A 24,608-nucleotide genomic window follows, 5' to 3' on the forward strand; every position below is an offset into this window, starting at 1 on the left:
CTTCCCGCCGGGGAGGCGCCGGAGAGGCGCGCGGTCATGGCATGCCCTCCTCGCCGATCGCCGGTCCCTGCCGCCATCGTGGCGCGCCCGGGCCGTCGAGGCCAGTGCCCGCCGCGTCGGGGGGATGCGCGGACCGGGACGGTCCCACGACGTCCCCGCCCGGCTCGGGGTACCGGCCCGGCGCCGGCTCCCTCGGGTGGGCGTCCGCCGCCAGGCCGAAAGCCTGGAGCTCCGTTCCCCGGGCGGGCCGCTCGATCCGGGGCACCGCCGACGGCTGCCCGAGGACCGGGCCCGGCGCGACCGCCCCGGCGGTCCCGACCGTTCCGCCCGCTCCGACGACGCCGGCGGGCTCGGTCGGCTCGGCCGGTTGCCGCTCGCCCGTGACCGCCTCGTTCACCGACTGGATGCGGCCGAGTTGGGTGAGCAGCATGGGCGCGGAGATGCCCACGACGAGGGCGGCGTACGCGCCGCTGATCTGACCCGTGGTGCCGAAGAGGACCGCCGCGCCCGCGCCCATCAGACTGTGCACGACGGCCGCGACAGGATCGGCGATCGGGTCGAAGTACCCCTGGAACCGGGGGAGTTCGCCTTCCGTGGCCGCCCCGGCGGCCATCGACTGCCGGTGCAGCCTGCGGTCGGCCTGCCAGTCGATGAACCGGGTGTAGACGTCCAGTGCCCCGCGCAGCAGACCGCCGGCCGCTCCCAACACGATCAACGTCGGGACGTCCACGGTCTCCCCCGGGTGGCGCTGACGCCTGGCTTCCAACTTCCGGACACCGCACGAGCGTAGAGCCGGGCGCGGCCCACGGGGAAGGGGCCCTCGGCCTCACCCCTCCCAGGGCAACTCCCGCTCGTGCACCACGTCCAGCCGCGACACCGCGCGGGTCAGCACCACGTAGAGGCGGTTCAGGCCGCGTTGCTCCGATTCCGCGACGGCCGCCGGTTCGACGGCGACGACGTGGTCGTACTCGAGGCCCTTGGCGAGGGTCGCGGGGACCAGGGTCACGCGGGCGGCCGGGTCGTCCGGTCCGGAGGTCGGGACGCCGGCCGTGGTCAGCGCCTCGCGGACGCCGTCGACCTGCGCGTCCGCGGCGATGACGCCGATCGAGCCCTCGCGGGTGAGGGCGTCGAGGGCGGCGGCGACGACCGCGGAACGGAGGTCGCCGTCCGCCCGCCGGATGCGCAGTTCGCCGTCCCGGCGCAGGGAGTCGGCGCGTGGGACGTCGGCGTCGAGGCGGTCGAGGAGGCGGCCCGCGAGGGTGAGCACGGCGGCCGGGACGCGGAAGCCCATGGTCAGGGGGACGATCGTCGCCTCCGGCTTGCCCAGGTGGGTCAACTGGACCGGCCAGGAGGCGGCCGCCCAGGGGGTGGTGCCCTGGGCCAGGTCGCCGAGGACCGTGAGCGAGCCGAAGGGGACCCGGCGGGCGACGGCCCGGCACTCCATCGGGGAGAGGTCCTGGGCCTCGTCGACGACGACATGACCGTATCCCCGGGGATGGCCGAGGAGGCCGGCGAGCTCGTCGAGGAGGACGAGGTCGGCGGCCGACCAGCGGGCCGACTTCGGGGAGCGGGGCGGGCGCGGCCAGTGCAGAGCGCGTTGTTCGTCGGGGTCCAGGACGCCGTCCGCCGAGCGCGCCAGCTCCTCCGGGTCCGTGAGGAGGCGGGCCGGCGCCTCCTCCGGGCCGGTCTTCGGCCACACCGCTTCCACGCACGCGCTCACCGGCCGCGCGTGTTCGATCCGGCGGGTCCAGGCGGCGGGACGCGGCCCGCTCCGGCGTTCGGCCTGCTCCTGGATCCGGCGCACGATCCGGCTGCGCACCCGCTCCCGCCCGGTCTCGTACGGCAGTTCGTCGGCGAGCACTCCGGCGACGATCCGCGTCAGCTCATGGCCGGTGACGCGCCAGCGGTACGAGCCCTCCGGGACGGCGAGCGCCTCGACGCCCTCGGCCGCCACCCGGCGGTACAGCGCGCGGCGCAGCACCTCGGCCATCCGGGCGTCGTGTTTGAGGGCGGCGGTGCGGTCGGGGTCCGTTCCGGTGACCGGGTGGCGGCCGATCTCGTCGTGGAGGGTCGCCTGCCGTACGCCGATCCCGCCGAAAAACGTAACCGAGTCATATCTTTTACTGGGCCTCAAAAGATCGGGCGAGCTGTGGCAGCCCGGCCCCCAGCACCGCGAAGGCCCGCTCCGCCGCCGCCACCGCGTCCGCCCGGACGTCCGCCACCTGCTCCCCCGCCGCGATCCGCCGCCAGTTCTCCTCGGCGAGGATCCGCCGGACGGCGATGATCTGGCCCGCCGCCAGCCGGGCGTCGAGGCCGCCGCCGAGGACTTCGGCGAGGGCCTCCTCCGAGCGTTCCAGGTAGCCGTACAGCCGGGCGACCAGGGAGGGCGTGCCGTAGAGGAGGTCGTAGAAGGCGCGCACCGCCGGGTGGTCGTTGAGGCCGGTGACGGGGTCGTCGGCGGCCAGTCCGTCGAGGAAGTGCCGGCGCAGGGCGGGCAGCGGCGCGAGCCCCTCGGCCCGCCCCTCGGCGACGACCCGCGCCGCCTCCCCCTCGTGATCGGCGATCCGGTGCAGGACCAGGTCCTCCTTGGCCGGGAAGTACCGGAAGAGGGTCGGCTTGGAGATCTCGGCCGCGGCGGCGATCTCGGCGACGGACACCGCGTCGAAGCCGCGCTCCAGGAAGAGCCGGATGGCGACTTCCGACACGGCCTGGTACATCCGCTGCCGCTTGCGCTCACGCAGCCCGGTCTCACTCATGGGGCGAGCCTACGGCCGAACCCGGTACCGGCTCACGGAGTGGCGCCGCGCCACGGCGGCGGCGCGGCCAGGCTCCACAGGTCGTCGAGATGCTTGCTCCACGCGGCGATGACGGCCCTGGCGTCGTCATCCGCCCTTTCCCTGGACCAGACGTAGAGGTCCGTGCGATAGCCCTTGGGGTCGTAGCACTCCGGGGCCGACCAGGCTGAGCAGGGCGTCGCCGACCGGCTTGACGAACTGCGCCGTCAGGCCGGTGACGAAGATCCCCGCGAGCAGGATCCGGGTGACCGTCGGCTCGAAGCGCTCCTGATAGCGCCGGAGCGCGTGCCCCACGCCGCCCTCACCCGGTGTTCGGCTCCCCCGTGCGGACATGTACGCCCCCTCACGCCTCACGCCCGACGGGCGTCAACCGCCCCCGGCCCGGCCCGTCTTCGATCCGACCATGGTCGCCCTAGGCCAGGGCGCGGGCAAGATAGGGGTTGGCCGTTGCCGGGACGGAGAGGCCCAGGGAGGCGGTGGCAGCTGCGAGGGTTTCGGCGTAGGAGTCCACGGCACGGCGGACGTTGGGGGCGTCCAGGCTCGCCCCGGTCGCCAGGCGGTCGAGATCGATGTACGCGGAGCGGACGATCTCGATGCTGCGGTAGACGGTCCAGTCCTCTCGCCAGTTCCTCGTGTACTTCGGGGCCAGTCGCCGCTGCCACCGCAGGAACATGCGCTCCCTGATCTCGGGCCTCGTCGCCGTCAGGTGCATGTGCCGGACCAGGTCGTAGAGGGGGTCGCCGACGAGGGCCATCTCCCAGTCGATGATCGTCAGGGCCAGCGCGTCGTTGCGGCGCACCAGGTTCCACGGGTTGAGGTCACCGTGCAGCAGGGCCGACGCCCGGTGGCTCACCCGGTGCCGGGACAGGATCTCCCGCAGCCGCCGCTCGTCGGGCAGCCCCAGCAGGCGGGCCAGTTGCAGCGACTCCTTCGGCAGGTTCCGCACCAGACCGACGAGCTGCTCCTTCAGCCACTCGTAGAAGTCGACGTCCCCGGCCTGTGGATCGATCCGCGTGTGGTTCACGCCGGTCAACTCGCACAACTGGTCGACGAGCGCGTCCGCCTCGTGCGGGAGCAGTCCGTGCACCGGATGGCTGGGCGGTTCGTCGATGTCCGTGCCCACGTAGGTGTGGATGCTGAAGCTGTCGTCCGGGTAACTCACCCCCAGCGCGAGGACCTTCGGCGCCGCCACCCGGACGCCCGACTCCTGGATCGCCCGCAGGACGACATGCTCGCTGAGGTACTTGGGCTCCCGGCGCGAGACGTCGGGCAGTTTGCGGCGCACGACTACGGGAGTCGCCATGTTCGGGAGCCGGACCACCGAGTTGAGGTGCGCGGTTCCCTTGAAGACCCGGTGCGCCGGGGCGGCTCCCTCCGCGAGCAGCGCGTCCCGCACGACGGACGCCGGGAAGCCGGGGTTCTCGGGAAGACGCGGATCCGGCTCCCAGCCGAAGGCCTTCGCGATCCAGTCCCGGCCGCTCGTCTCCCCGTCGCCACGCGATGCCAGCCACCGGAAGAGGGCCCGCTCGATCTCGTCGTTCGCCGGAACGTTCCTGAGCCGCAAGGGCTCCGCCGCCGCCTGCAGAGCCCGGCTCACCTCCACCGTCGCCTCGTCCAGGCTCTTCTGCGTGAACGACTCCTGCAACGACCGCGCGGCCCGCATGACGTCGGGGTAGACGGACTGCGCCCGCTCGAAGTCCAGGTAGTGGTCCAGATCCTTGCCCAGGCCCTTGACCGCGTTGGGCCGAAAGCCCCGCATGGCCCTCGCCCACGCCTCGATCACCTCGCTCCACTGGTGGTCCGGGTACCGCATACGCACCAGGTGGGTGGCGAGGTCGTGCAGGGGGTCGCCGTAGGTCGCCAGCTCCCAGTCGACACAGACGAGCGGCGGGTCGCCGTCGTACGAGACGATCAGGTTGTCCCGGTGCAGGTCCGCGTGGAGCAGGCTGTACGGCCGCCGGGTCATCGCGGGTACCCGCTCGGCCAGCTGGATCAAGGCGTCGTCGGAGATGCCCAGCGCCTTGAACAGGCCCCCGAACTCACGCCAGTTGGGCTTGCGCATCTGTTCGTCGGCGAGATGGGTCAGGGTCTTGAGGAAGGCCTGGCTGTCGCTGTGGCAGGCGGGCCAGGAACTCGGCAGATCCGGCAGCGTCGCCCGGCGCACCTGCGTCATCTGCGCCAGCAGCCCGGTCAGCGCCTTCATCAGCAGGGTGTCGACAGGCTTACCGTTTCCGCAGATGGTGGAGAGCGGTACGCCTTCCACAAAGCTGTGGATGGAGTAGTCCGGCGTCCGGACCAGACATCTGGGCGCGTGGGGCAGCACGCCCTGCACTGCGTCGAGGATCGCCGCCTCGTTCTGCCAGGTCCTGATCACCACGGGCAGCGCGTCCCGGCGCCGGATGCGCACCGTCACGGCCGTGCCGGCCTCGCGGCCCACCAGGCGTGCCACGTCCGGCGTCAGCGGCAGCACATAGTTGCGATTGTGGTGGCCGCTGGACGCCTGCGTCGACTCGGCGGCCCTGACGAAGGCGCGCAGGACGTCGGACGTGTCCTCGGCGGCTCGTTCCCCGAGGTGACGAGGGGGAACAAGGTGGTCGACCACTGGCCGCTCCGGATACTCGCGCTGGGCTGGTTAGGGCAAACGGTAAAGGCCGCACGACCGGAGCGATGATCGAGTGAGCCAATGGGTGGTATGCCACTCATCCACGTCAGGCCGTCCGAGACTGGCTGGTTCGCCGTCTCATACGTATGGACGGGAGCGATTGCTCGCGCGATTGGGGGGAATGCTAGCGCAGCCGCACCGGCTGTTCGGCGAGATGGGTCCACACGGAGTCGAACCATGCCTCCCAGGTGTCGACGAAGACGGTGCCCGACGAGTTCGGGTCCGCGTCCTTGACGTGATGGGTGAGCGTGGCGCCGAGGCCGAGCACGTCGAGCGCGGTGATCTCCTCACCGGATTCCAGTTCGATCCGGCGCTGGATGACCTCGTACGGCCCGATCAGCGCCTCCGTGCCGTTGAAGAGGTACAGCTTGAAGGCCGGGGTCAGCGGGGCGTGCCGGATCTGGACGTCGACGGACGGCACGAGCTTCTCGGTCCGTAGCTCCTTCAGCACCCCGCGCAGTGATTCGGTGTGCCGGTCGGTGATGGCGTGCAGGCGATCGCGCAGACGGGGGTCGCCCTTGTCGTCCTTGTCCCGCGGATAGGGCAGCTGCAGGTCCTCCGAGGGCAGAATCATCCGCAGGCCGATGTGCTCGGGGGAGATGGAGCGGCGATGGATCCGCTCGGCCTGCAGCCGGATGTGCGCGTCCAGCGACTCCGACGTCAACGTGTAGACGTCCAGGGTGACTTCCGGCTGCTCGAAGGCCTCGCTGAGCAGCGGCCCCAACGTCGCCCCCTGCCGCTGCCGGGTCGCCCTGGGCGTGGAGGACTGTATCCGCTGGGTCTTGACCACCCGGGACCCGCTGCCCTGCCGGGACTCGATCCAGCCCTCGTTGGCCAGTTCCCGCAGCACGCGCTGGACCGTGTCACGGGAGACCTCGAACTCCTCGGCCAGGTCGCGCTGGGAGGGCAGGAAGGAACGCAGCGGATACCGGCCGTCCGTCATCCGGGCACGCAGTTCGTCGGCGACCCGATGGAACTCCCGGCCGCCGCCGTCACCGCCCTGCCGAGTCTGCTGCGCCTCCACACAGCGACCGTACCGCCGTCCGTCCAATGGCAAACCAATGCCGGTCAAGTCCCGGACAACACAGGCCGATTAAGGATCAATCCGCCAGGGGAAATCCACTTCAAGGCAACCAGTCCAATTGGACCGGGATTTGCAGACTTCACCGAGAACGGCAGGGAGGTGGAAGGTCATGCTCCTGTTATCGGCACTCTGGGAACTCCTCGCGTACTTCGCGGGATTGACGGTGCAGGCCAAGCTGGGGGCGGTGGGCGTGATGCTGCTGCTCACCGTGGCCGTGGGCGTACGGGCCCGGCACGACGTGCTCGCCGTCGGGGCGGCCGTCGTGCTGGTGGCCCTGCTGCTCAGAGCGTCCTGACCGCCCACAGCACCGGCTCCAGCGAGTTCACGATCCGCGACGCGCCCGCGCCCCTCAGCACCTTCTCCTTGCGCTCGTTACGCGCGTAGCCGAGGAAGGGGACGCCCGCGTCCCGGGCGGCCAGGAAGTCCGAGGGGGTGTCGCCGATCATCAGGGCGGTGTCGGGCGCCGAGCCCATGGCGCGCAGGGCGCGGTTCAGGCAGTGCGGGTGGGGCTTGAGGTGGCGCAGCTCCTGTGTGCGGCCGTAGATGTGGGGGGCGAAGCAGGGGGTGAGGTCCCGGGTGCGCAGGTAGGTGTCGACGACCCGGGGGGAGTTGTTCGTGGTGATCGCCAGGCGCCGGCCGAGGGCCTTCAGGGTGCGTATCAGCGGGTCGGCATAGGGCGTGGGCATCGCCGAGGCCGTGGCCTTCAGCTCCTCCTGGGTGAGACGTTCCTCCAGCTCCGCGACCAGGTCGCTGCCGGGGCGCCGGCGGTCCACGGCGCGCAGCACGACGTGCGGGTCGAGCGACGCCCGCTCGGACTCCGTCAGCAGGTGGTGCAGGCCCCGCCCTTCGAGCCACTCCACCAGGCCGTCGGCCACCCCCTCCGCCGAGTGGCCGGCGAAGAGGCGACAGATCGGCCCGTCGAAGTCCCACAGGACGACCCGCGCGCGGGCGATCGCCTCCCGTAGCTCCGCGGTCCCGTTTCCCGTCTCGTTCTCGGTGTTGGCTGCCACCTGTTCAGTCTGCGTCGTCTCAGAGGTCACTAGGAGAGTGTCAGGTCCGTCGTGATGGTTTCCCAGAGGGCGTCGAACCACTTCTGGGATTCCTCCACGAACGCGGCGTCGCGTTGACCGGCCGCCTTCTCGAAGGAGAAGAGCAGCGACTCGGTGCCCAGCACGTCGTACATGTCGAGGATTCCGGTGTCGGTCGGCTCCTCGCGGCGGGTCACCATGTAGTACGCGATCAGCGCCTCCTGCTCGTTGAGGAGATACAGCTTCACCGGCGGGGTGAACGGCAGCGCGCGGAACGTGATGCTGACGTCGATGCCGTGCGAGCGCAGCGTCTGGAGGTTGTGCCGCAGCACATGCCCCTGCGCGTTGCGCATCGCCAGCCAGCGCCCATGGACGGCGTCGTCCTCGCCGCTCCCCTCGACCGGGACCGGGAAGGCGAGGCTGATGTCCCGGGAGGGCAGCAGGATGCGGACGTCGATCTTCTGGGGGCGCAGCCGGCCGCCGTAGATCAGCCGCAGGGGCTCGGCCAGGGCCGGGATGAGGCTCTCGGCGGTGAGACAGGCCGCGTCGATGCGCACATGCGGGGCGGCGAAGGCCGCGGTCAGTCGTGGGGCGAGGGCGACCATCGTGGGCTGCGGCTCGTCGCGGCCCGGCTCGGGCGGCTGTGCGATCCGGGGCGGGCTGCCCTTGCTCACGTTGGTGAGCAGTCCGTCCTCCTGCAGTATCCGCAGGGCCTGGCGTACGGTGCCGCGCTCCACGCCGAACTCGTCGGCGAGCTCGGCCTGGGTGGGCAGCCGGTCGCCCGCCTTGAGATCCCCGGCGCGGATGCGCTCGCGCAGGACGTCGGCGATCTCCTGGGGCGAGGCCCTTCTGCTGCCGTTCACTACCACGTTCTCCGCCACGCTCTCCTGGGTCACGACCAAAACGCTACAACTTCCATCCATCTGACGGCAGTTGTTTGAAAGTTGTTTAGCAGTTGCTGCCAACTGGGGACAACATAATCATAGTTGGTTGCCAACTTAAGCGAGTTGGCGGAAGGTTTGCTTCCCACTACCAGCCTCCGAAGGGGGGAACCGCCATGCCCGTCCTCGTCCTTCTCACCGCCGTGTTCGTCGTCGGCGTAGAGCAGACCATCCAGTGGAAGTACGGCACCGCCGGCGCCGTCGGTCTGCTGCTGCTCAGCATCGGAATCAAGGCCAAGAGCCCCGCCATCAGCTCTGTCGGCGCCGTGATCCTCGCCCTTCTCGCGACCGGGCCCGCCGTCAACTCGTGAGCACCAACTCCGAGCTGATGGTCTCCCACAGTGCGTTGAACCACAGGTGGGACTGTTCCACGAACGTCGTGTCACGCGGTCCGGCGCCCTGCTCGAAGGCGAACAGCACCGACCGCGTGCCCTCGGCGTCGTACATCTCCAGGTGCTCCTGGTCGATCGTCTGCTCGCCGCGCCTGACCGTGTAGTACGCGAACAGGGCTTCCGTCCCGTTGAGGAGATACAGCTTGACGGGCGGGGTGAAGGGCAGCGCGCGGAAGGTGACGCGCACATCGATGCCGTGCGTGGAGCGCAGGGTGAGCAGGTTGTGCCGCAGCACCTGACCCTGGGCGTTGCGATGGGCCAGCCAACGGCGCTGCAGCCGCCCGGTGGCCGAGACGTCCACCGGCGACGGGAAGGCCAGCTCGATGTCCCGGGACGGCAACAGGACACGGACGTCGATCTTGGCCGGTTTCAGCTGCCCCGCGTGAATCTGCCGCAGGGGTTCGCCGATCGCGAGCGTCAGCGAGACCGCGGTCAGACAGAGCGCGTCGACCTCTACATGCTCGGCCGCGAAGGCCTCGGTGACGCGCGGCGGAAGCGCGACCATGGACGCCTGCGGCGTCGCCGCCGCCCCTGTCGAGGGGCCGCCCGCGCCCGGCTGCGCGGCGACCGTCGCCGGACTTCCCTTGGAGACGTTGGTGAGGAGCCGTTCCGACTGCAGAATGCGAAGCGCCTGGCGCACCGCACCCCGCTCGACGCCGAACTCGTCCGCCAGCCTGGCCTGCGTGGGCATGCGCTCCCCCGGCCGCAGCACCCCGGTTCTGATCCGGGTGCGCAGCTCGTCGGCCACCTCGCGGTGTGACCGCTGCGGCCGCTCCGCCCTCCTCCGCGCATTGACGGAGGCATGTTCCGGCTCCACGTTCGCACAGTACAACTTCCCGCCATCTTGCGTCAGTTCAAAGAGAGATGGTTATAGGACGCTTCCAAGCGGACATAAGTACAGTGAAGTTGGCTGCCAACTTCAACAACATGGTCAAACTTCCAGACGGTTGGCCGGTCGGGCTCCCTTCCGGAGGGGAGCCGGGAGCCCGAGCAGTCGGCACCGACGTACAGCCACAACTGAACATCTCTTGCACAGCCACAACTTCAGAGCGACAAGAGCACAGCCACAACTGAACAGCTACGGATGGACGGAAGAACAGAACCCCAGAAAGTCGGAAAGGCAGCAAGGCAGCTGCACGGTGAAGGGAGCTCTCAGAACATGTCCGGGCACCAAGGACGCCCGGACGTACGCAGCAGGGCGTCGGCCCCACGGGCGGCGCCCGCTCGTTCTTCCCCGAGCCGGCCCAGCGCCGCCAGCCGCCCCGCGGACCGGTCGCCCAGCCACAACGTCGCCAACTCGGACACGTCCAGAGTGAGGTCGGCGCTGCGGGTGGTCGGCGCACAGGTGGCGCCGTCGGGGGTCGCGTCCAGCAGGAAGCGGCCTCCGGCCAGGCCGGCCCGGTCCACGACCTCCAGGACCAGCGTGCCCGCCGCGTCGTACGTACGCGCCTCCAGGGCCGCCACGACGTCCAGGATCCGCACCCACAGCCAGTCCGCCTGCGTGGTGATGCTCGCCGCGCGCGGGTCCGGCAGGTAATGCGGGAGCAGGTCGTCCGGGGAGCGCCAGCCCGACTTCACCCGCATGATCCAGTCGATGGAGCAGAGGAAGTGCCACAGGGCGCGCTCCGCGGCCGGGGTCACCCCGATCAGCCAGTTCACCGAGGCCGTGTTCAGCGGCTGCTTGGCGTCGCTCCACTCGTCGTCCGCCTGGTAGGAGGCCATGCCCTCCACCACACCCTCCGCCGAGCGGTAGACCACGAAGAACGGCTCGACCCACGCACTGCCGTGCAGCCACATCTGCCCGGTGCGCGCCGCCCACCAGTACTCGTCCCGGTCGATCGCGCCCGGCTGGACTCGGCGCAGCCGCTCATGCAGCTCGGGACCGATCCGGCGGACCTCCTCGCCCTCGGCGAAGTCGATCCGGCCGCCGTCCTGCGGGACCGGCCGGTTCGGGTCGAGGCCGGCGCGCGGCACGTCGATCGACCACTCGGTCATCGTGGTCGCCGGACCGAAGCCGTACCGGCCGTAGATCCGGTACTCGGCGGCTATCAGGGTGGCCACGACGTCACCGCGGTCCTTCGCCGCCGTCAGGTCGTCGGCCATCAGCCGGCTGAGCAGTCCGCGGCGGCGGTGCGTGGGCGCGACGGTGACGTTGGAGATGGCGTCGGCGGGGACGGGGGCGCCGCCGACCGCCGTGAGCTGCTGGTCGAACGAGCGGAACGTCGCCACGCACCGGCCCGCGTCGAAGGCGCCGGAGACACGGGAGTCCGCGAACGCGACACGACGGTCGGCGAGCATCTGGTCGGGGGCGGTGGGCGGGCGCAGAAAGCCCGTGTTCACGGCCCGGGTCCAGTCGGGATGCTCCGCGTCGGTGATCGGCCGGACGTCGTGCTCGAACGGGTGGCGCAACGGGCGGTCGACGGGGTGGTCGGTGGAGTGGTCGGTGGCTCGGCTGGTCATGGAGCCACCGTAGGCAGGCCGGGGCGGGCGCCGCGGCGATTTTTCGCCCGCCTCCGGGACACCTCCCCGGGACACCCGCCCCACCCTCGCGCATGACCGTTACACCAGCAGATCCTCCACCTGCGCCTCCCCCTCCCGGTACCTCCTGCTGATCTCCACGCCCGAGTCGTCGGCCGTGCGCTGGAGGTGCTGGCGGCGGCTCGAGACCTGCTGTTCGTAGCGGACCAGGCGGGCCATCGCCTCATGGAGTTCGGGGTCGGTGCGGGCGTCGAGGTCGGAGAGTTCGACGTCGGAGAGCATGTCGGCGGCCAGCCGGCGGTACTCCTCGCTGTGCGGGGTGCCCAGGGTGACGTGCCGGGCGGAGGAACGGTGGCGGGCCGGGGCGTCGGTGAGGATCTCCGACAGCCGCTCGACCACGGAGGCCGCGCCCGTCGGGGAACGCCGGGCCAGTTCCGCGCGCAGGATGTCGATACGGCCCTGAAGCAGCCGTCGCACGTAGCTGAGATCGGCCTCGTCGCGCTGGGCGTCCCGGCGCAGGGTGCGCAGTTCGGGCAGGCTCAGCCCGGCCAGGTCGGGCTCCAAAGGCGGCGCGGACAGCACAGGGCTGTCGCCTCGCTGTGTCGGCGGCCGGTGTGTCGCCGGCCGCCCGGTACTCGGTGTGCTCATGTCCTTCTACCGTCCCCTCGACCGGCGTGTGGAAAGCATCGTGCCACCCCAAGTGGCCGCTTTGTGACCGAGTCCCCCCGAACGGCCCCAGATAGGGGCTTAAGGATCAAAAATGGGCCCCTCGCGGGTTCGCGCCGGGCACCCGGCATCATGGTCCGCATGCGAGCGGTGGTGCAGAGAGTGGACGGCGCGAGCGTCGTCGTGGACGGCGAGACGGTCGGGGAGATCAGCGGCGAGGGACTGTGCGTCCTGGTCGGCGTGACCCATGAGGACACCAAGGAGAAGGCGGCCCAACTCGCCCGCAAGCTCTGGTCTGTGCGCATGCTGCACGACGAGCGGTCCTGCAGCGACATCGACGCCCCGCTGCTGGTGATCAGCCAGTTCACGCTCTACGGGGACGCGCGCAAAGGCCGCCGCCCCACCTGGAACGCGGCGGCCCCCGGCCCGGTCGCCGAGCCTCTCGTCGACGAGGTCGTCGCCCGACTGCGCGCCCTGGGCGCGACGGTGGCGACGGGCCGGTTCGGCGCGCAGATGCGCGTGTCACTGACGAACGACGGCCCGTTCACGGTCCTGCTCGAGATCTAGCGGGAGCCCGGAAGACAACCGGAAGGGAACTAGGGTTCTACGACGACTTCCTGGGCCGCCGCCGTCGTCCCGGCCACCAGCGGGGCGTCCAGCGGCACATTGCGCTTCACCAGGGCCAGGGCGACGGGGCCGAGTTCGTGGTGGCGCGCGGACGTGGTGATGAAGCCGATCTTGCGGCCGTCGGGGTCCTCGTCGGCGACGCGGAGTTCGGTGCCGGCGGCCGGGAGGTACACCTCGCTGCCGTCGAGGTGCAGAAAGACCAGGCGCCGGGGCGGCTTGCCGAGGTTCTGGACCCGGGCGACCGTCTCCTGGCCGCGGTAGCAGCCCTTCTGGAGGTGCACGGCGGTGCCGATCCAGCCGAGCTCGTGCGGGATCGTGCGGTGGTCGGTCTCGAAGCCGAGGCGCGGCCGGTGCTGCTCGACCCGGAGCGCCTCATGGGCGAGGATCCCGACCGGCGGACCCGCCTGCCCGGCGTACGCCTCCAGATCGGCGCGGGGCAGGAAGAGGTCACGGCCGTAGGCGGTCTCCCGGACGACGACACCGGGCGGGACGGGCGCGATCGACCCCGCCGGGAGATGGACGACCGCGGTGTCCGCCGTCCGGTCGGCGACCTCGACCCGGTAGAAGAACTTCATCGACTCCAGGTACGCGATCAGCGCCTCCTGGGTGTCGGGTTCGACGTGCGCCCAGACCGTCTCACCGTCGTCCACCAGGTAGAGCGCGTGTTCGATATGGCCGTGCGCGGAAAGGATCAGCGCCTCGGTGGCCTCGCCGACGGGGAGGTCCGTGAGGTGTTGGGTGAGTAGCAGGTGCAGCCAGCTCAGCCGGTCCTCGCCGGACACGGTGACCACTCCGCGGTGCGAGAGGTCGACGAAACCGGTGCCGTCGGCGAGGGCACGCTGCTCGCGGAACAGGTCGCCGTAGTGACCGGCGACGCCTTCGTCCACGCCCTCGGCGGGAACGGCGCCGGGCAGGGACAGCAGAGGGCTCTTCATACGCCTAAGCCTACGACTCGGTAATTGAACCCTTGGCAGTCGAGCCCTCGGCGGCTGCGCCCTCGGAGGCCGAGCCCTTGGCGGCCGCGCTCTTGCGTGCGCAGTCCTGGCAACGGCCGAAGATCGCGAAGTGCTTCATGTCGGTCTCGAAACCGAAGGTCTCGCGCAGCTTGGCCGTGAACTCGGCGGCGACCTTCACATCCGTCTCGATGACGTTCTCGCAGTCCCGGCAGACCAGGTGGATGTGATGGTGACGGTCGGCGAGATGGTAGGTGGGCGCGCCGTGCCCCAGATGGGCATGGCTGACCAGCCCGAGCTCCTCCAGGAGCTCCAGCGTCCGGTAGACCGTCGAGATGTTGACCCCCGACGCCGTCTTCCTCACTTCCACGAGGATGTCGTCGGGGGTCGCGTGCTCCAGGGTGTCCACTGCTTCGAGGACAAGCTGTCGCTGCGGCGTCAGCCGATAGCCGCGCTGCCTGAGGTCGCTCTTCCAGTCGGTGCTCACCACACCAAGAGTCTAGGTCTACGTCAGCTACTCAGGACTGGCGTCCCAGGTTTGCGGCTCAGGTCGTCGATGGCCTCGACGAAGCCCGGCCACGTCCAGTCCTCATGCTGCGGGCGTGAGGACAGGGGCCGCTGACCTGGCCCCGCGAACCCACACCCACCAGCCGCGAGCGGCGATGTTGTGGGAAGCATTCAGGTCTGCATGCTCAACGAAGCCGCAAGACCTGCACTCGAACACGGCCTGTGACGGCCGGTTGCGCTTGTCGACGTAATGACAGCGAGAGCATTCCTGGCTGGTGTAGCACGGATCGACATACACCACCGGCACGCCCGCCCGCCGTGCCTTGTAAACGATGAACTGACCGAGCTGGTGGAACGCCCAGGAGTGCAGCGTGACCCGTTGGGGCTTCTTGAGCCGTACCCGCTCGCGGATGCCGCTCAGGTCTTCCAGAGCGATCCCACGACCAGTGCGTTGAGCCTCCGCCACGATGCACTTACTAATCTTGTGATTGATGTCGCGGGCCCTGCGAGCTTCCCTGCCCGCGAGCCGCTTCGCCCGGCGCTTGGCGGACTTGGTCCCCCTCTGTTGAAGCCTGCCGCGCAACCTCCGGTCCAGTTCGCGCCTACGGTTCAAACGCCGCCCGCTGTGCCGCTGCCCGGTAGAAGTGGTGGCGATGTTCACGATCCCCAGATCCACCCCGACGAACCCGTCCGGCCTGCTGTTCTCTTCGACCTCTGGAACGTCGCAGGTCGCGATCAGGTACCACTCACCGTTCTGGTGCAACAGATCCGACTCGCCACGTCGGTAGCGGACCAGCAAATCCAGCTGCTCCGGGTACCCGGCAAAGGCGATCCTCTTCAGTCGCCCGCTGACGCTCCAGATCGACACAGTAGAGGCGCTCACCTGCCAGGACAGGCAGCGGTCATCGAAAGGCTGGGCTGCCCCCGCGCGAAACGTGATCGACTTGGAAGTGGCCCGCACGTACCGCTGAGAGCCCGGCTCACCCAGATTCCCCACCCGCGCGTGCGCCTTCAGTACGGCGTAAGCGTCGGAGACCTTCCGCACCACGTGCAACGCAGGCTGCGCAGACAGCCCCCGCGCCCGTAGATCCCCGTATGCGCGGGCCTGAAGCCCCGCTCGAGAGGTCACTTGATGGTTGAACGCTTCGGAAGACAGCCAGTTCGCCGCCTCGTTGCAGGCCCGCAGGGTCGCGGCAAGTGCCGACGCCTGTTCAGGCGTCGGCAGCAGCTTGACCCGCACAGCCAACTTCACAATGCAGAACGCTAGGTGGCAGCCCGAGCCGCGTCCGGCCGATTCACATCCTTCACTCGAACAGGTGACCAAGGGCAGGCATCACTTGAAGAAGGCGATCCCGTCGTCCGGCATGTCGTCGGGCAGGGCCTTCGCCCAGCGCTCGACGTCCTCCGGGGTGACGACCTTCTTCAGGTGGGCCGACATGTAGGGGCGGAGCTCGACCTCGGGGGTCTGCTTTTCGCCGACCCACATGAGGTCGCTCTTGACGTAGCCGTACAGCCGCTTGCCGCCGGTGTAGGGGCCGGAGGCCGCCGTACGGGCCACCGCGTCCGTGACCAGGTCGATCTGCGGCTTCTTGGCGGCCAGTTCGCCGTACCAGATCTCGACCACGCCGTCGTCGCGGACCATGGTCACCTCGACCTTGCGGTCGGCGTCGATCCGCCAGAAGCCGGACTCCGACTCCAGCGGCCGGACCTTCTCGCCGTCGTTGTCCAGCACCCAGGTGTGGGAGTGGTACTCCAGGAAGTCCCGGCCGTCGTGGCCGAAGGTGACCTCCTGACCGAAGTTGCACTTCTCCGAACCGGGGAAGTCGTGCACGCCCGCGCCCGCCCAGTTGCCCAGCAGAAAGGCGAGGGGGACGAGGTCCTTGTGGAGGTCGGACGGAATCTCGATCATGAGTGGCAGTTCCTGAACGTGGTGGTCAGCGCTGGCCCTGGTACAGCTTCTTCACGGCCAGACCGGCGAAGGCGAGAACGCCGACGCAGACCAGGACCAGCAGTGCTTCGAAGAAGATCTCCACGGGTTGCTCCTCGGATGAGCGTGCTTCTGGGACGTGCAAAAGGGCCGGGCCCCAGCTTACGCGGCCGGGGCCCGGCCCTCCTTGTGAGGTAGGCCCTCAGCCCAGCAGCTGGCTCTGCAGGGTGACGGTCTGCTGGAAGGGGACGGCCGCGGCGGTGCCCTTGCGGGACTGGAGGACCAGGGCGATGACGTCGCCCGCGCGGAGGTAGGCCTGCCGCAGGTGCTCCGCGCCGTACGGCTTCACCTCGTCGTAGGAGTACCGCATGACGCTCATGCTGTCGAAGTCGGCGGCGGTGGGGTACTCCTCGTCGAACTCCGCCACGGGGGCGCCCCGCACGGCGTGCAGCGGAGCGCCGTAGCTGGTGAGCTCGCCGTAGAGGGTGTCGGCCACCGTCCCCGTGTCGAACTGGAGCAGGTAGACGCGGGTGCGGGTGCCGTCCGGGGTGGTCCAGCCGCGGGCCGCGATGTGCCGCAGACCGTAGTCGGTGAGCAGCTGGCCGACGTCGTCCCGGTCCGCCTTCGCCTCGAACACCGTCAGGAAGTCCTTCGTCGGCAGCCAGCCGTCGGCGCCGCGCAGCGCCTTGTCGTCCGTCGCCCCCGTGGGCGCGGGCAGCAGCAGCGCGCGCAGGTCCGCGTAGTGGGACCGCGCCCAGTTCTCGGTGTCGAACGGCCCCGGGCTGCCGGAGGGCAGCGGCGGCCTGGTGATCTCCGGGTAGGCCCAGCGGCCGTCGGACTCGGTGGCGAGACCGGGTACGTCCGTGCGCTCCATGCGCGTGATCCCGTACGCCGTCCCCGCCCCGAGCGCCGCGAACACCGTGACGACGGCGGTCCAGCGCAGGACGGCCCGCAGGACACGACGATCCTTGGCGGCGGGAACGGACACCTCGGCGACGTCAATTTGCTCGGGAACCTGCTCGGATATCTGCTCGGGTGCCTGCTGGTCGGTCATACGGCCTGTCCAGGGTCGTCGATGCGGTCGAGCTGGGCGGTGAAGAACTTGGCGACGAACTTCGCGTCGAGCGTGCCGGGGGCGTCCGCGGCGACGCTGACCAGCACGTCTCCCACATAGGCGGTGCAGAGCGCGAAGCCCAGCTCCTCGTCCTTGTCCTTGGGCGTCAGGAAGCACTGGGCGTCCTTGTTGCCCGCGATCTTCGGGCCCTTGCGGAAGACGTCCATGGCGGCGAGGAAGCCGTTGAAGGACGTCGCCGACTCACGCACGGCGGTGCGGTTCTCCAGCCGCGACAAGGTGACGTCGAACGCGATCGCGTCCGTCGTGTTGTAGTCCAGATGGCTGACGACATAGCTGCGCATCGCCATGCCCTTGATGCGCTCCTTGTCGATCAGCTTCTCCAGCTGCCGACGCGAGGAGCTGGGCAGATCCTTGACCGCCTCCTTGCGCAGGGCGGTGGCCTGCGCGCCGCTGAACTCGGCGTCCGAGCCGAACCCGTCGAGGTCGGGGCCGCGGTCGAAGCCGTCGGTGCCGTAGGGCACCAGCAGGGCGCTCAGCCCGGACTTCGACGCGCCGTCCTTCTTCGCCTTGTCGCCTTCCTCGGCGGCCGCCGGGAACTTCCACGTCGGCCTGCCGGGATCGCGGTCGGCGTCCTGGACGGTCACCACGGTGTAGCCGACACCGCCGACGAGCGCACAGGCCAGCAGCACGACTCCCGCCACGGCGGCGATCCGGCCGGGACGGAAACCCCTACGGGCGGGGTTCTCCGGGGTCTCCGGGGTCTCCGGGGTCTCCGGGTTCTCCGGGGTCTCCGGGTTCTCGGGGTTCTCGGGGTTCTCGCTCACAGGTTTCCCACCTGCCGCTGGGCCAGGTCCATGATCTTCGCCTTGGAGATCGGCTTCGTGTCGCTGATGAAGATCTCCACGTAGATGTCGCCCCGCCAGGCATGCGCCTCGGCCGTGTACAGCGGCAGGTAGCCCGGCTTCCGGTCGGGTGTGTCGTGCACGTAGGCCGTCCCGTTGCCGTCCCCGGTGCCGGGGACGGGCCAACTGCGGGTGTCGTCCTCCTTCTCGGCCCAGTAGTGGCCGTTGTCCGCCCACTCCGACGCAGCCGGCTTGCTCAGCTGGCGGAACTGCACGAGCCCGACCCGGACGTTGTACGTCTCGCCCACCCGCCACGAGGTCTCGGCCGCGCGGCGGAACTCGTCGCCGACGAGGTTGTTGAACGTGACGCCCGGCTTTTCGTACCGGTTCGCGTAGGCGGCGAGATCGGCCCAACCGTCGCTGCCCGCCGTGAACACGCTGTCCTTCGCGCCCTTGGGGCGCGTGATCAGCAGCTTGCGCAGATCGCCGTCCGTCTTCACCTGCCGGTCCTGCGCCGCCGACAGCGGCTCGACCTCGCCCTGGGCCTGTACGACCACGGGCTGGGAGAGCGGCGGCAGCGCGGTGGGCTCGCGATCGGCCTGGACTAGGTAGCCCGTGCATGCGCCGGCGACGACTCCGAGCACGGCGGCTGCGGCGATCATCGCCGTCGTCCGGCCACGGCGGCGCGGCCGAGGCGGATCGCCCTCGGCCGCGTCCCCCACCTCTTCTTCGGCTTCTTCTTCGGCCCTTTCCGGACCTTCCACGACATCCCCCTCGGAAAGCTTTGGAGCGCGTGTTCGACAACGCGCTGCACAGGAGACTCATGGTCTGAGCGGGGAGTTGCAAGCGAGTTGATTACGATTCACGTATGGCGAAGAAGCTCGTGATCAAGGTGACGGCGGGGGCCGATGCCCCCGAGCGGTGCTCTCAGGCGTTCACCGTCGCGGCGGTGGCCGTGGCCAGCGGGGTCGAGGTGTCGCTGTGGCTGACCGGGGAGTCCGCCTGGTTCGCGCTGCCGGGCCGGGCCGCCGAGTTCGAGCTGCCGCACGCGGCCCCGCTGCCCGATCTGATCGACTCGATCCTCGCCGCCGGCCGCCTCACCCTGTGCACGCAGTGCGCGGCCCGCCGGGACATCACGGAGAAGGACGTCATCGAGGGCGTCCGAATCGCGGGCGCACAGGTGTTCGTACAGGAGGCGCTGGCGGACGACACCCAGGCCCTCGTGTACTAGGACCGGCCACCGGCTACAGGACCGGCCGGCGGTTGCAGGACTGACCGACGGCTACTGGGAGCGGCGTTTCTTGCCGTCCAGCTCGTCCCACCACTCGTCGGACTTAGGGTCGCCCGAGGGATCGTCCCACCAGCGGTCCTCGGGACCGCGCCGGTTGGCGACCATCGCGGCCAGCGGCGGGATGACCATGGCCACCACACACATCCCGACGGCCACGGGAACCGACCAGATCCGCACGACTCCCCAGGCCAGGACGAACAGCGTGATGCACGTCCCCATCATGGCGAAATACGCGTGGCGCCGACGTGCGTACATGACTCCAGGGTAGGTCGGGCCCGCGATTCCGGCGAAGACCGACGGACGGAGTCCGGCGCAGCGACCCGCAGCCTGCGAAGCAGCGCAAGGGCCGCATCAAGAAGGGGCCGCGTGGCGCCGACGTGCGTACATGACTCCAGGGTAGGTCCGGACATGCCGAAAGGCCGCACCCCTGGCGGCGAACGCTCGGGGTACGGCCCTCGGGTCGATCAGGTGCTTCTCAGACCGCGATCGCGACCTCGGCGAGGCCGCCCTGCTGGGCGACGACCGTGCGGTCGGCGGTGGCGCCGGGGACGAGGGCGCGAACGGTCCAGGTGCCCTCGGCCGCGTAGAAGCGGAACTGTCCGGTCGCGGAGGTCGGAACCTCCGCGGTGAACTCGCCGGTCGAGTCCAGCAGGCGGACGTAACCGACCACCGGCTCGCCGTCGCGGGTCACCTGACCCTGGATCGTGGTCTCACCGGGCTTGATCGTCGAGGCGTCCGGGCCGCCGGCCTTCGCTCCGCACATGTCTTTCTCCAAGAGGGGTCTGACCGGAAGGAAGGCCGGTCGGGATCGGGATGCTTCGCTTACTTGTTGGCGCCGAGCTCGATCGGGACGCCGACCAGGCTGCCGTACTCGGTCCAGGAGCCGTCGTAGTTCTTGACGTTCTCCACGCCCAGCAGCTCGTGCAGCACGAACCAGGTCAGGGCCGAGCGCTCGCCGATGCGGCAGTACGCGATGGTGTCCTTGGCCAGGTCGACCTGCTCGTCGGCGTACAGCTCCTTGAGCTGGTCGTCCGACTTGAAGGTGCCGTCGTCGTTGGCGTTCTTCGACCACGGGATGTTGCGGGCGGACGGGACGTGGCCCGGACGCTGCGACTGCTCCTGCGGCAGGTGCGCGGGAGCGAGCAGCTTGCCGCTGAACTCGTCGGGCGAGCGGACGTCGACCAGGTTCTGCGAGCCGATCGCGGCGACGACGTCGTCACGGAAGGCGCGGATCGCGGTGTTCTGCGGCTTGGCCTTGTAGGACGTCTCGGCGCGCACCGGGACCTCCTCGACCAGCTCGCGGGCGTCCAGCTCCCACTTCTTGCGGCCACCGTCGAGAAGCTTGACGTTGTCGTGGCCGTACAGCTTGAAGTACCAGTACGCGTAGGACGCGAACCAGTTGTTGTTGCCGCCGTAGAGGATCACCAGCGTGTCGTTGGCGATGCCCTTCGCGGACAGGAGCTTCTCGAAGCCCTCCTGGTCGACGAAGTCACGGCGGACCGGGTCCTGGAGGTCCTTGGTCCAGTCGATCCGGATCGCGTTGCGGATGTGGTTCTTCTCGTACGCGGACGTGTCCTCGTCGACCTCGACGATGGCGATGTCGGCGCTGTCGAGGTTGGCCTCGACCCAGTCGGCGTCGACCAGGACGTCGCTGCGGCTCATGCTCGTTCTCCTCCGGGGCAGTTGCGGCGGGGGTGTGCAAGAAAAGAAGGGTGCGGGGCCGGGTCTCGCCGGCGGCCGGCGCACGGATGCCCTCGGGTGAGGGCGCCGGGAGGGCGCGGAGGGCCGGCGGCGCCTCCGCTCAGAAGGGGCGACAGAGCATGGCGGCGACGCGGCACAGGTCTACTGCCCGCCGCTTCGTGAGATCCGCCTGTCGCTGCATCATGTCGTCGATCGTAGGGACGAACGGGCGGGCATGTCACCAGCTCTCCGAATGGTGAGATGCGATCGTCCGGATATTGGGACGCGGAAAGCGCCCGGGCCGTGGGGACACGGCTTCCGGGCGCTTGTATCCGTTGTCACATCTGCGGTGCGGACGGCCCTGTCTCGCCTGTCGGACATCTGCCGTCCACCGTCGGGGTACTACCCGGCCAGGTTGACGTTCGAACCCTTCACCGAGATCTCCACACCGTTCGTCCCCGCCTGGACCTTGTCGAGCTTGATCCCGCCGGGCAGGTCGTCGATCTTCTGCTGGAAGTCGGTGATCGACCGCACCTCGTTCTCGGCGGCCTGGACCCCACCGAAGCTGGGCAGCGAGTCGGCGTGCACACGGACGGTGTCGCCCTCGACGGTGACCGTGCTCAGCACGTAGACGGGCTGCGGCAGCTTGGTGCCGAGGACGGTGGCCTCGACGGCGACCTTGATCTTGCCGTTGCCGCCGTCGGAGAGACCGACGACGTTGGCGGTGACGCCCTGCACCACCTGCGTCGGCTCGGACTTCGCCGTCTTCAGCAGTTCGGCGTAGGTGATGGACGCGGTGCCGGTGGCGCTCGAGGCGGTGGCGGAGCTGAAGTCGCTGGAGAAGTCGACGCCCTTCATGTCCGCGTTGAGGTCGTCGAGGCGGATCGTCCGGCCGCTGGTGCCGGTCGCCGCCTCGTAGTCCTTGATGCCGACCTCGACGTCGTCCAGCGAGCCGCCGACGACCTGGGTGAGGAACGGGAAGCCCTTGATGGACACGTCCGGGGTGGTGGCGAGGCCCTCGTTGGTCTTCAGCTTGTCGGCGACCTCGCCCTCCGCGAAGTTCACGGCGAGGCGGTCCGCGAGCACGAACAGGCCGCCCAGGACCACGACGACGACCAGCAGTATTCGAAGCGCACGCATGCGGTAGTTCCCCCACCCGGATGGCCAAAAGTCAATGAGGCCTCACGGTAACCCTCGGTGCGGACGGCACCGCCGATTTGTCGATCAGCTGTGACAGTCTTTACCGCTCGCCCCAGCGCCCTGCCAGGTCCCTACCAGGTCTCCCCGGCGCTCACCCCAGCGCCCGTCCCAGCACGTAGACCGCGGGTGCGGCCGCGGCCAGCGGCAGGGCCACGCCCGCCGTGAAGTGGACGAAGCGGGAGGGGTAGTCGTAGCTCGCGACCCGGTGGCCGATGAGCGCGCAGCCCGCCGCGCCCGCGCCGAGCAGCGCGCCCCCGGCGCCCAGTCCGGTCATCTCGCCGACCGCGATGCCCGCGCCCGCCGCGGCGAGCAGGGCCACCACGACGGAGGCCGGGGTGGGCAGCGGCAGCGCGCGGGCCAGTATGGCCACCGCGACCGCGGCCGCCCCGGCCGACACCGCGTCCGGCTCGGCGCCGAGGTGCCCGGTGGCGAGGATGGCCAGCGCGGCGGAGGCGACGGTCGCCATCAGGCCGTACATGCGCTCGTCGGCGTCGGCGTGCGAGCGCAGCTGCAGGACCAGGACGAGCAGGACCCACACGCCCAGGGTGCCGAGGATCGCGGCGGGCGCGTTCTCCCGCCCGGCCACCAGCAGGGCGACGTCCGAGACCAGCGCGCCCAGGAAGGCGAGCGCGATGCCCTGCCGGGCCGGCCACATGCCGTTCAGCCGGAACCAGCCCGCGGCCGTGACGGCCTGGAGCACGACGAGCGGGACGAGCAGGGCGTACGAGCCGATCGCCGCCGAACCGGAGAGCAGCAGGCCGAGGAGCGCGGTGAGCGCGGCGGGCTGCATGCCCGGCTCGATGATCGGCGACCGCCCCTCCAGCCGGGCCCGCTGGGCGTCGGTGACGCGGGCGTTGCCGGCGAGGGTGGCGGGGCCGTAGGTCGAGTCGGGGCCGCTGGAGTCGGGCGCCGTGACGGGCCGGGGTGCGGATGCGGGTGCGGAGGGCGGGGGCGTGGGTGCGGCGGCGGCCTGGCCGTACCCGGCCTGGGCGTACGCGTCGGATGCGCCGTACGCGGCCTGCGACCCGCCGTACGCCTGGGCCGGGTCGGCCGGGGTGACCGGCGCCTGGACGCTGGTCTCCCAGGTCTGGCCCTGCCACTGCTGCGTGTACTGGAGGTGGGCCTGCGGGTCGTCGTACCCCTGCTGCTGCCCTGGCCACGCCTGCTGCGCCTGCTGGGCGTGCTGTGCCTGCTGGGCCTGGGGGTCGTAGCCCTCGTACCCCTCGTACGGCGGGTACTGCTGATACGGCTGGTCGAACGGCGGGTCATACGGCTGGTCGGTCATCTCACCCTCCTGCGAACGGCGGGAGCACCTCGACCGTGCCGCCGTCGGCCAGCCGTACCGTCTCATGTGCGCGGGTGCCCACGGGGTCACCGTCGACGAGGAACGAGCATCGCTGCAGGACACGCACGAGTTCGCCGGGGTGTCGCGCACGGGCGGCGTCGAGGGCCTCGGCGAGGGTGTCCGCGTCGTGCGGCTCCTCGGCGACCCCGGCCGCGGCCTTCGCGGCCGCCCAGTAGCGCACCGTGACCTTTGGCATCGGTTCCTTCAATCGATCGGCTGTGTACACGGTCAGGCTAGCCGCCCTGTGCGACCGCCCAGTCCCCGATGCGGGCCAGCAGTCCGTCGTCGGCCGCGTGCTCGGCGTGGCCCATGCCGTGCTCCACCCAGAGTTCGCCGTGACCGGCGGCGGCCTCGGCCAGCATCCGGGGGTGGTCGAGCGGGAAGTAGCCGTCCTGGTCGCCGTGCACGATCAGCAGCGGCGTGGGCGCGATCTTGGGGACCGCCTCGACCGGCGACAGCGGCACCGGGTCCCAGTCGCCGTGGATACGGGTGCGCAAGCCGTAGCGCGCGACCAGCCGGCCCTCGGGGCGGGTGACCAGCCAGTGCACCCGGCGCATCGGAGGCGTGCCGCGGTAGTACCAGCGGGCGGGGGCGCTCACGGAGACGACGGCGTCCACCGTCCCCGGGTGCAGCGCCGCGTGCCGCAGGACCACCGAACCGCCCATGGAGAAGCCGACGGTCGCCACGCGCGCGTGCCCGAGCGAGCGCGCCCACTCCACGACGGCGGCGAGGTCGTGCACCTCGCGGTCGCCGACGGTGGAGTGCCCGCCGGAGCGGCCGTGCCCGCGGAAGGAGAAGGTGACGACGGCGCCGTGCCGGGCGAGGGCGGACGCCACGCGCCGTACGTGCGGGCGGTCCACATCGCCCGTGAACCCGTGCGCGACGACGAACACCGGATGACCGGTGGATGGCGCGGAGGCGTCGTATACAACGCCACCCGGTTCGTATACGGAATCGATGGAAATCCCGTCGGCGGCGGTCAGAAACGTCCGCAATGGTGTGCGACTGCCCGTCTCGGCATTCGGACGAACGGTGGAACGTGCCACATGACCTGCCGGACTGCTGCTCATGTGGGCTATTCTGCTGGACAGAGGACTCGGGCAGCGAAGCCCCCG

29 protein-coding genes and 1 pseudogene are annotated in these 24,608 nt (G+C 70.2%); 4 read left to right on the plus strand and 26 right to left on the minus strand.

The genetic code is table 11. The features are described from left to right. Positions 1 to 34: 34 nt before the first annotated feature. The 6 genes and pseudogenes from ABZ725_RS18500 to ABZ725_RS18525 form a co-directional block, all read right to left on the minus strand. Positions 35 to 730: a hypothetical protein gene (locus ABZ725_RS18500; RefSeq protein ID WP_358803680.1), complete on the minus strand. Its 696-nt coding sequence runs from the start codon at positions 728 to 730 to the stop codon at positions 35 to 37. Positions 731 to 826: 96 nt separating this feature from the next. Next, positions 827 to 2,086 (minus strand): annotated as a pseudogene (locus ABZ725_RS18505) (AAA family ATPase); the annotation flags it as partial. A 34-nt stretch (positions 2,087 to 2,120) separates the two neighbouring features. Further along, the gene (locus ABZ725_RS18510) at positions 2,121 to 2,756 is read right to left on the minus strand and encodes a TetR family transcriptional regulator (protein WP_358803681.1); all 636 of its coding nucleotides are present in this window, start codon (positions 2,754 to 2,756) and stop codon (positions 2,121 to 2,123) included. Positions 2,757 to 2,882: 126 nt separating this feature from the next. Further along, positions 2,883 to 3,089, minus strand: coding sequence for a hypothetical protein (locus tag ABZ725_RS18515; RefSeq protein WP_358803682.1), 207 nt, complete (start codon positions 3,087 to 3,089; stop codon positions 2,883 to 2,885). 118 nt (positions 3,090 to 3,207) lie between these two features. Beyond that, positions 3,208 to 5,331, minus strand: a complete 2,124-nt coding sequence (locus ABZ725_RS18520) for an aminoglycoside phosphotransferase family protein (RefSeq protein ID WP_358803764.1) — start codon at positions 5,329 to 5,331, stop codon at positions 3,208 to 3,210. Between the two features lie 250 nt (positions 5,332 to 5,581). Continuing rightward, positions 5,582 to 6,481 carry a winged helix-turn-helix domain-containing protein gene (locus tag ABZ725_RS18525; protein WP_358803683.1) on the minus strand — a complete coding sequence of 300 codons (900 nt, stop codon included), beginning with the start codon at positions 6,479 to 6,481 and terminating at the stop codon, positions 5,582 to 5,584. Positions 6,482 to 6,650: 169 nt separating this feature from the next. Here ABZ725_RS18525 and ABZ725_RS18530 point away from each other — a divergent pair, with 169 nt between their 5' ends. Beyond that, positions 6,651 to 6,836, plus strand: coding sequence for a hypothetical protein (locus tag ABZ725_RS18530; protein WP_358803684.1), 186 nt, complete (start codon positions 6,651 to 6,653; stop codon positions 6,834 to 6,836). Here ABZ725_RS18530 and ABZ725_RS18535 read toward each other — a convergent pair. Together ABZ725_RS18535 and ABZ725_RS18540 are read right to left on the minus strand one after the other, a co-directional pair. Continuing rightward, complete coding sequence (locus tag ABZ725_RS18535) at positions 6,823 to 7,551, minus strand: HAD family hydrolase (RefSeq protein WP_358803685.1); 729 nt, start codon at positions 7,549 to 7,551, stop codon at positions 6,823 to 6,825. The genes ABZ725_RS18530 and ABZ725_RS18535 overlap by 14 nt on opposite strands. A 29-nt stretch (positions 7,552 to 7,580) precedes the next feature. Further along, on the minus strand, positions 7,581 to 8,471 hold the full coding sequence (locus tag ABZ725_RS18540) for a GntR family transcriptional regulator (protein WP_358803686.1): 891 nt from the start codon (positions 8,469 to 8,471) through the stop codon (positions 7,581 to 7,583). 155 nt (positions 8,472 to 8,626) lie between these two features. Here ABZ725_RS18540 and ABZ725_RS18545 point away from each other — a divergent pair, with 155 nt between their 5' ends. Continuing rightward, positions 8,627 to 8,821: a hypothetical protein gene (locus ABZ725_RS18545; protein WP_351911384.1), complete on the plus strand. Its 195-nt coding sequence runs from the start codon at positions 8,627 to 8,629 to the stop codon at positions 8,819 to 8,821. Here ABZ725_RS18545 and ABZ725_RS18550 read toward each other — a convergent pair. From ABZ725_RS18550 to ABZ725_RS18560, 3 genes are all read right to left on the minus strand, one after another. Continuing rightward, positions 8,811 to 9,719 carry a GntR family transcriptional regulator gene (locus tag ABZ725_RS18550; protein ID WP_358803687.1) on the minus strand — a complete coding sequence of 303 codons (909 nt, stop codon included), beginning with the start codon at positions 9,717 to 9,719 and terminating at the stop codon, positions 8,811 to 8,813. The two genes, ABZ725_RS18545 and ABZ725_RS18550, sit on opposite strands and share 11 nt — an antisense overlap. Positions 9,720 to 10,054: 335 nt before the next feature. Continuing rightward, positions 10,055 to 11,362: a GNAT family N-acetyltransferase gene (locus ABZ725_RS18555; RefSeq protein WP_358803688.1), complete on the minus strand. Its 1,308-nt coding sequence runs from the start codon at positions 11,360 to 11,362 to the stop codon at positions 10,055 to 10,057. A 99-nt stretch (positions 11,363 to 11,461) separates the two neighbouring features. Then, on the minus strand, positions 11,462 to 12,028 hold the full coding sequence (locus ABZ725_RS18560; RefSeq protein WP_358803689.1) for an aerial mycelium formation protein: 567 nt from the start codon (positions 12,026 to 12,028) through the stop codon (positions 11,462 to 11,464). A gap of 159 nt (positions 12,029 to 12,187) precedes the next feature. On the opposite strand from ABZ725_RS18560, the gene dtd reads away from it, so the two are divergent. After that, the gene (gene dtd / locus ABZ725_RS18565) at positions 12,188 to 12,613 is read left to right on the plus strand and encodes a D-aminoacyl-tRNA deacylase (RefSeq protein ID WP_351911422.1); all 426 of its coding nucleotides are present in this window, start codon (positions 12,188 to 12,190) and stop codon (positions 12,611 to 12,613) included. Positions 12,614 to 12,642: 29 nt separating this feature from the next. On the opposite strand, the gene ABZ725_RS18570 is transcribed toward dtd, so the two are convergent. From ABZ725_RS18570 to ABZ725_RS18600, 7 genes are all read right to left on the minus strand, one after another. Next, entirely contained in the window at positions 12,643 to 13,608 is a 966-nt protein-coding gene (locus tag ABZ725_RS18570; protein ID WP_358803690.1) for a folate-binding protein, read from the minus strand. Between the two features lie 10 nt (positions 13,609 to 13,618). Continuing rightward, positions 13,619 to 14,116, minus strand: coding sequence for a Fur family transcriptional regulator (locus ABZ725_RS18575; protein WP_358803691.1), 498 nt, complete (start codon positions 14,114 to 14,116; stop codon positions 13,619 to 13,621). A gap of 99 nt (positions 14,117 to 14,215) precedes the next feature. After that, entirely contained in the window at positions 14,216 to 15,385 is a 1,170-nt protein-coding gene (locus ABZ725_RS18580; RefSeq protein ID WP_358803692.1) for a transposase, read from the minus strand. A gap of 81 nt (positions 15,386 to 15,466) precedes the next feature. Next, positions 15,467 to 16,042, minus strand: coding sequence for an FABP family protein (locus tag ABZ725_RS18585; protein WP_351911378.1), 576 nt, complete (start codon positions 16,040 to 16,042; stop codon positions 15,467 to 15,469). Positions 16,043 to 16,262: 220 nt separating this feature from the next. After that, positions 16,263 to 17,114: a hypothetical protein gene (locus ABZ725_RS18590; RefSeq protein ID WP_358803693.1), complete on the minus strand. Its 852-nt coding sequence runs from the start codon at positions 17,112 to 17,114 to the stop codon at positions 16,263 to 16,265. Further along, entirely contained in the window at positions 17,111 to 17,959 is an 849-nt protein-coding gene (locus ABZ725_RS18595) for a hypothetical protein (RefSeq protein WP_358803694.1), read from the minus strand. The genes ABZ725_RS18590 and ABZ725_RS18595 overlap by 4 nt, the downstream gene beginning before the upstream one ends. After that, positions 17,956 to 18,639 (minus strand): hypothetical protein, encoded by a 684-nt coding sequence (locus tag ABZ725_RS18600; RefSeq protein ID WP_358803765.1) that lies wholly within the window; start codon positions 18,637 to 18,639, stop codon positions 17,956 to 17,958. The genes ABZ725_RS18595 and ABZ725_RS18600 overlap by 4 nt, the downstream gene beginning before the upstream one ends. 206 nt (positions 18,640 to 18,845) lie before the next feature. Here ABZ725_RS18600 and ABZ725_RS18605 point away from each other — a divergent pair, with 206 nt between their 5' ends. Continuing rightward, a complete protein-coding gene (locus tag ABZ725_RS18605; protein WP_351911374.1) occupies positions 18,846 to 19,208 on the plus strand; it encodes a DsrE family protein in 363 nt (120 codons plus the stop codon). Positions 19,209 to 19,259: 51 nt separating this feature from the next. Here ABZ725_RS18605 and ABZ725_RS18610 read toward each other — a convergent pair whose 3' ends face one another. From ABZ725_RS18610 to ABZ725_RS18645, 8 genes are all read right to left on the minus strand, one after another. Then, positions 19,260 to 19,523 (minus strand): DUF3099 domain-containing protein, encoded by a 264-nt coding sequence (locus ABZ725_RS18610; RefSeq protein ID WP_351911373.1) that lies wholly within the window; start codon positions 19,521 to 19,523, stop codon positions 19,260 to 19,262. A gap of 220 nt (positions 19,524 to 19,743) precedes the next feature. Further along, entirely contained in the window at positions 19,744 to 20,031 is a 288-nt protein-coding gene (locus tag ABZ725_RS18615) for a DUF1416 domain-containing protein (RefSeq protein ID WP_020122955.1), read from the minus strand. Between the two features lie 59 nt (positions 20,032 to 20,090). Next, positions 20,091 to 20,930, minus strand: coding sequence for a sulfurtransferase (locus ABZ725_RS18620; protein ID WP_351911372.1), 840 nt, complete (start codon positions 20,928 to 20,930; stop codon positions 20,091 to 20,093). Positions 20,931 to 21,069: 139 nt separating this feature from the next. Further along, the gene (locus tag ABZ725_RS18625; protein ID WP_350818853.1) at positions 21,070 to 21,153 is read right to left on the minus strand and encodes an Ms5788A family Cys-rich leader peptide; all 84 of its coding nucleotides are present in this window, start codon (positions 21,151 to 21,153) and stop codon (positions 21,070 to 21,072) included. A 197-nt stretch (positions 21,154 to 21,350) separates the two neighbouring features. Then, positions 21,351 to 22,088, minus strand: a complete 738-nt coding sequence (locus ABZ725_RS18630) for a DUF2993 domain-containing protein (RefSeq protein ID WP_358803695.1) — start codon at positions 22,086 to 22,088, stop codon at positions 21,351 to 21,353. Between the two features lie 151 nt (positions 22,089 to 22,239). Continuing rightward, a complete protein-coding gene (locus ABZ725_RS18635; RefSeq protein ID WP_358803696.1) occupies positions 22,240 to 23,433 on the minus strand; it encodes a hypothetical protein in 1,194 nt (397 codons plus the stop codon). Between the two features lies 1 nt (position 23,434). Then, positions 23,435 to 23,689, minus strand: coding sequence for a MoaD/ThiS family protein (locus ABZ725_RS18640; RefSeq protein ID WP_351911369.1), 255 nt, complete (start codon positions 23,687 to 23,689; stop codon positions 23,435 to 23,437). Between the two features lie 37 nt (positions 23,690 to 23,726). Next, positions 23,727 to 24,563 (minus strand): alpha/beta fold hydrolase, encoded by an 837-nt coding sequence (locus tag ABZ725_RS18645; protein WP_358803697.1) that lies wholly within the window; start codon positions 24,561 to 24,563, stop codon positions 23,727 to 23,729. Positions 24,564 to 24,608: the final 45 nt, after the last annotated feature.

Source organism: Streptomyces sp. NPDC006872 (assembly GCF_040635845.1).
Lineage (GTDB): Bacteria > Actinomycetota > Actinomycetes > Streptomycetales > Streptomycetaceae > Streptomyces.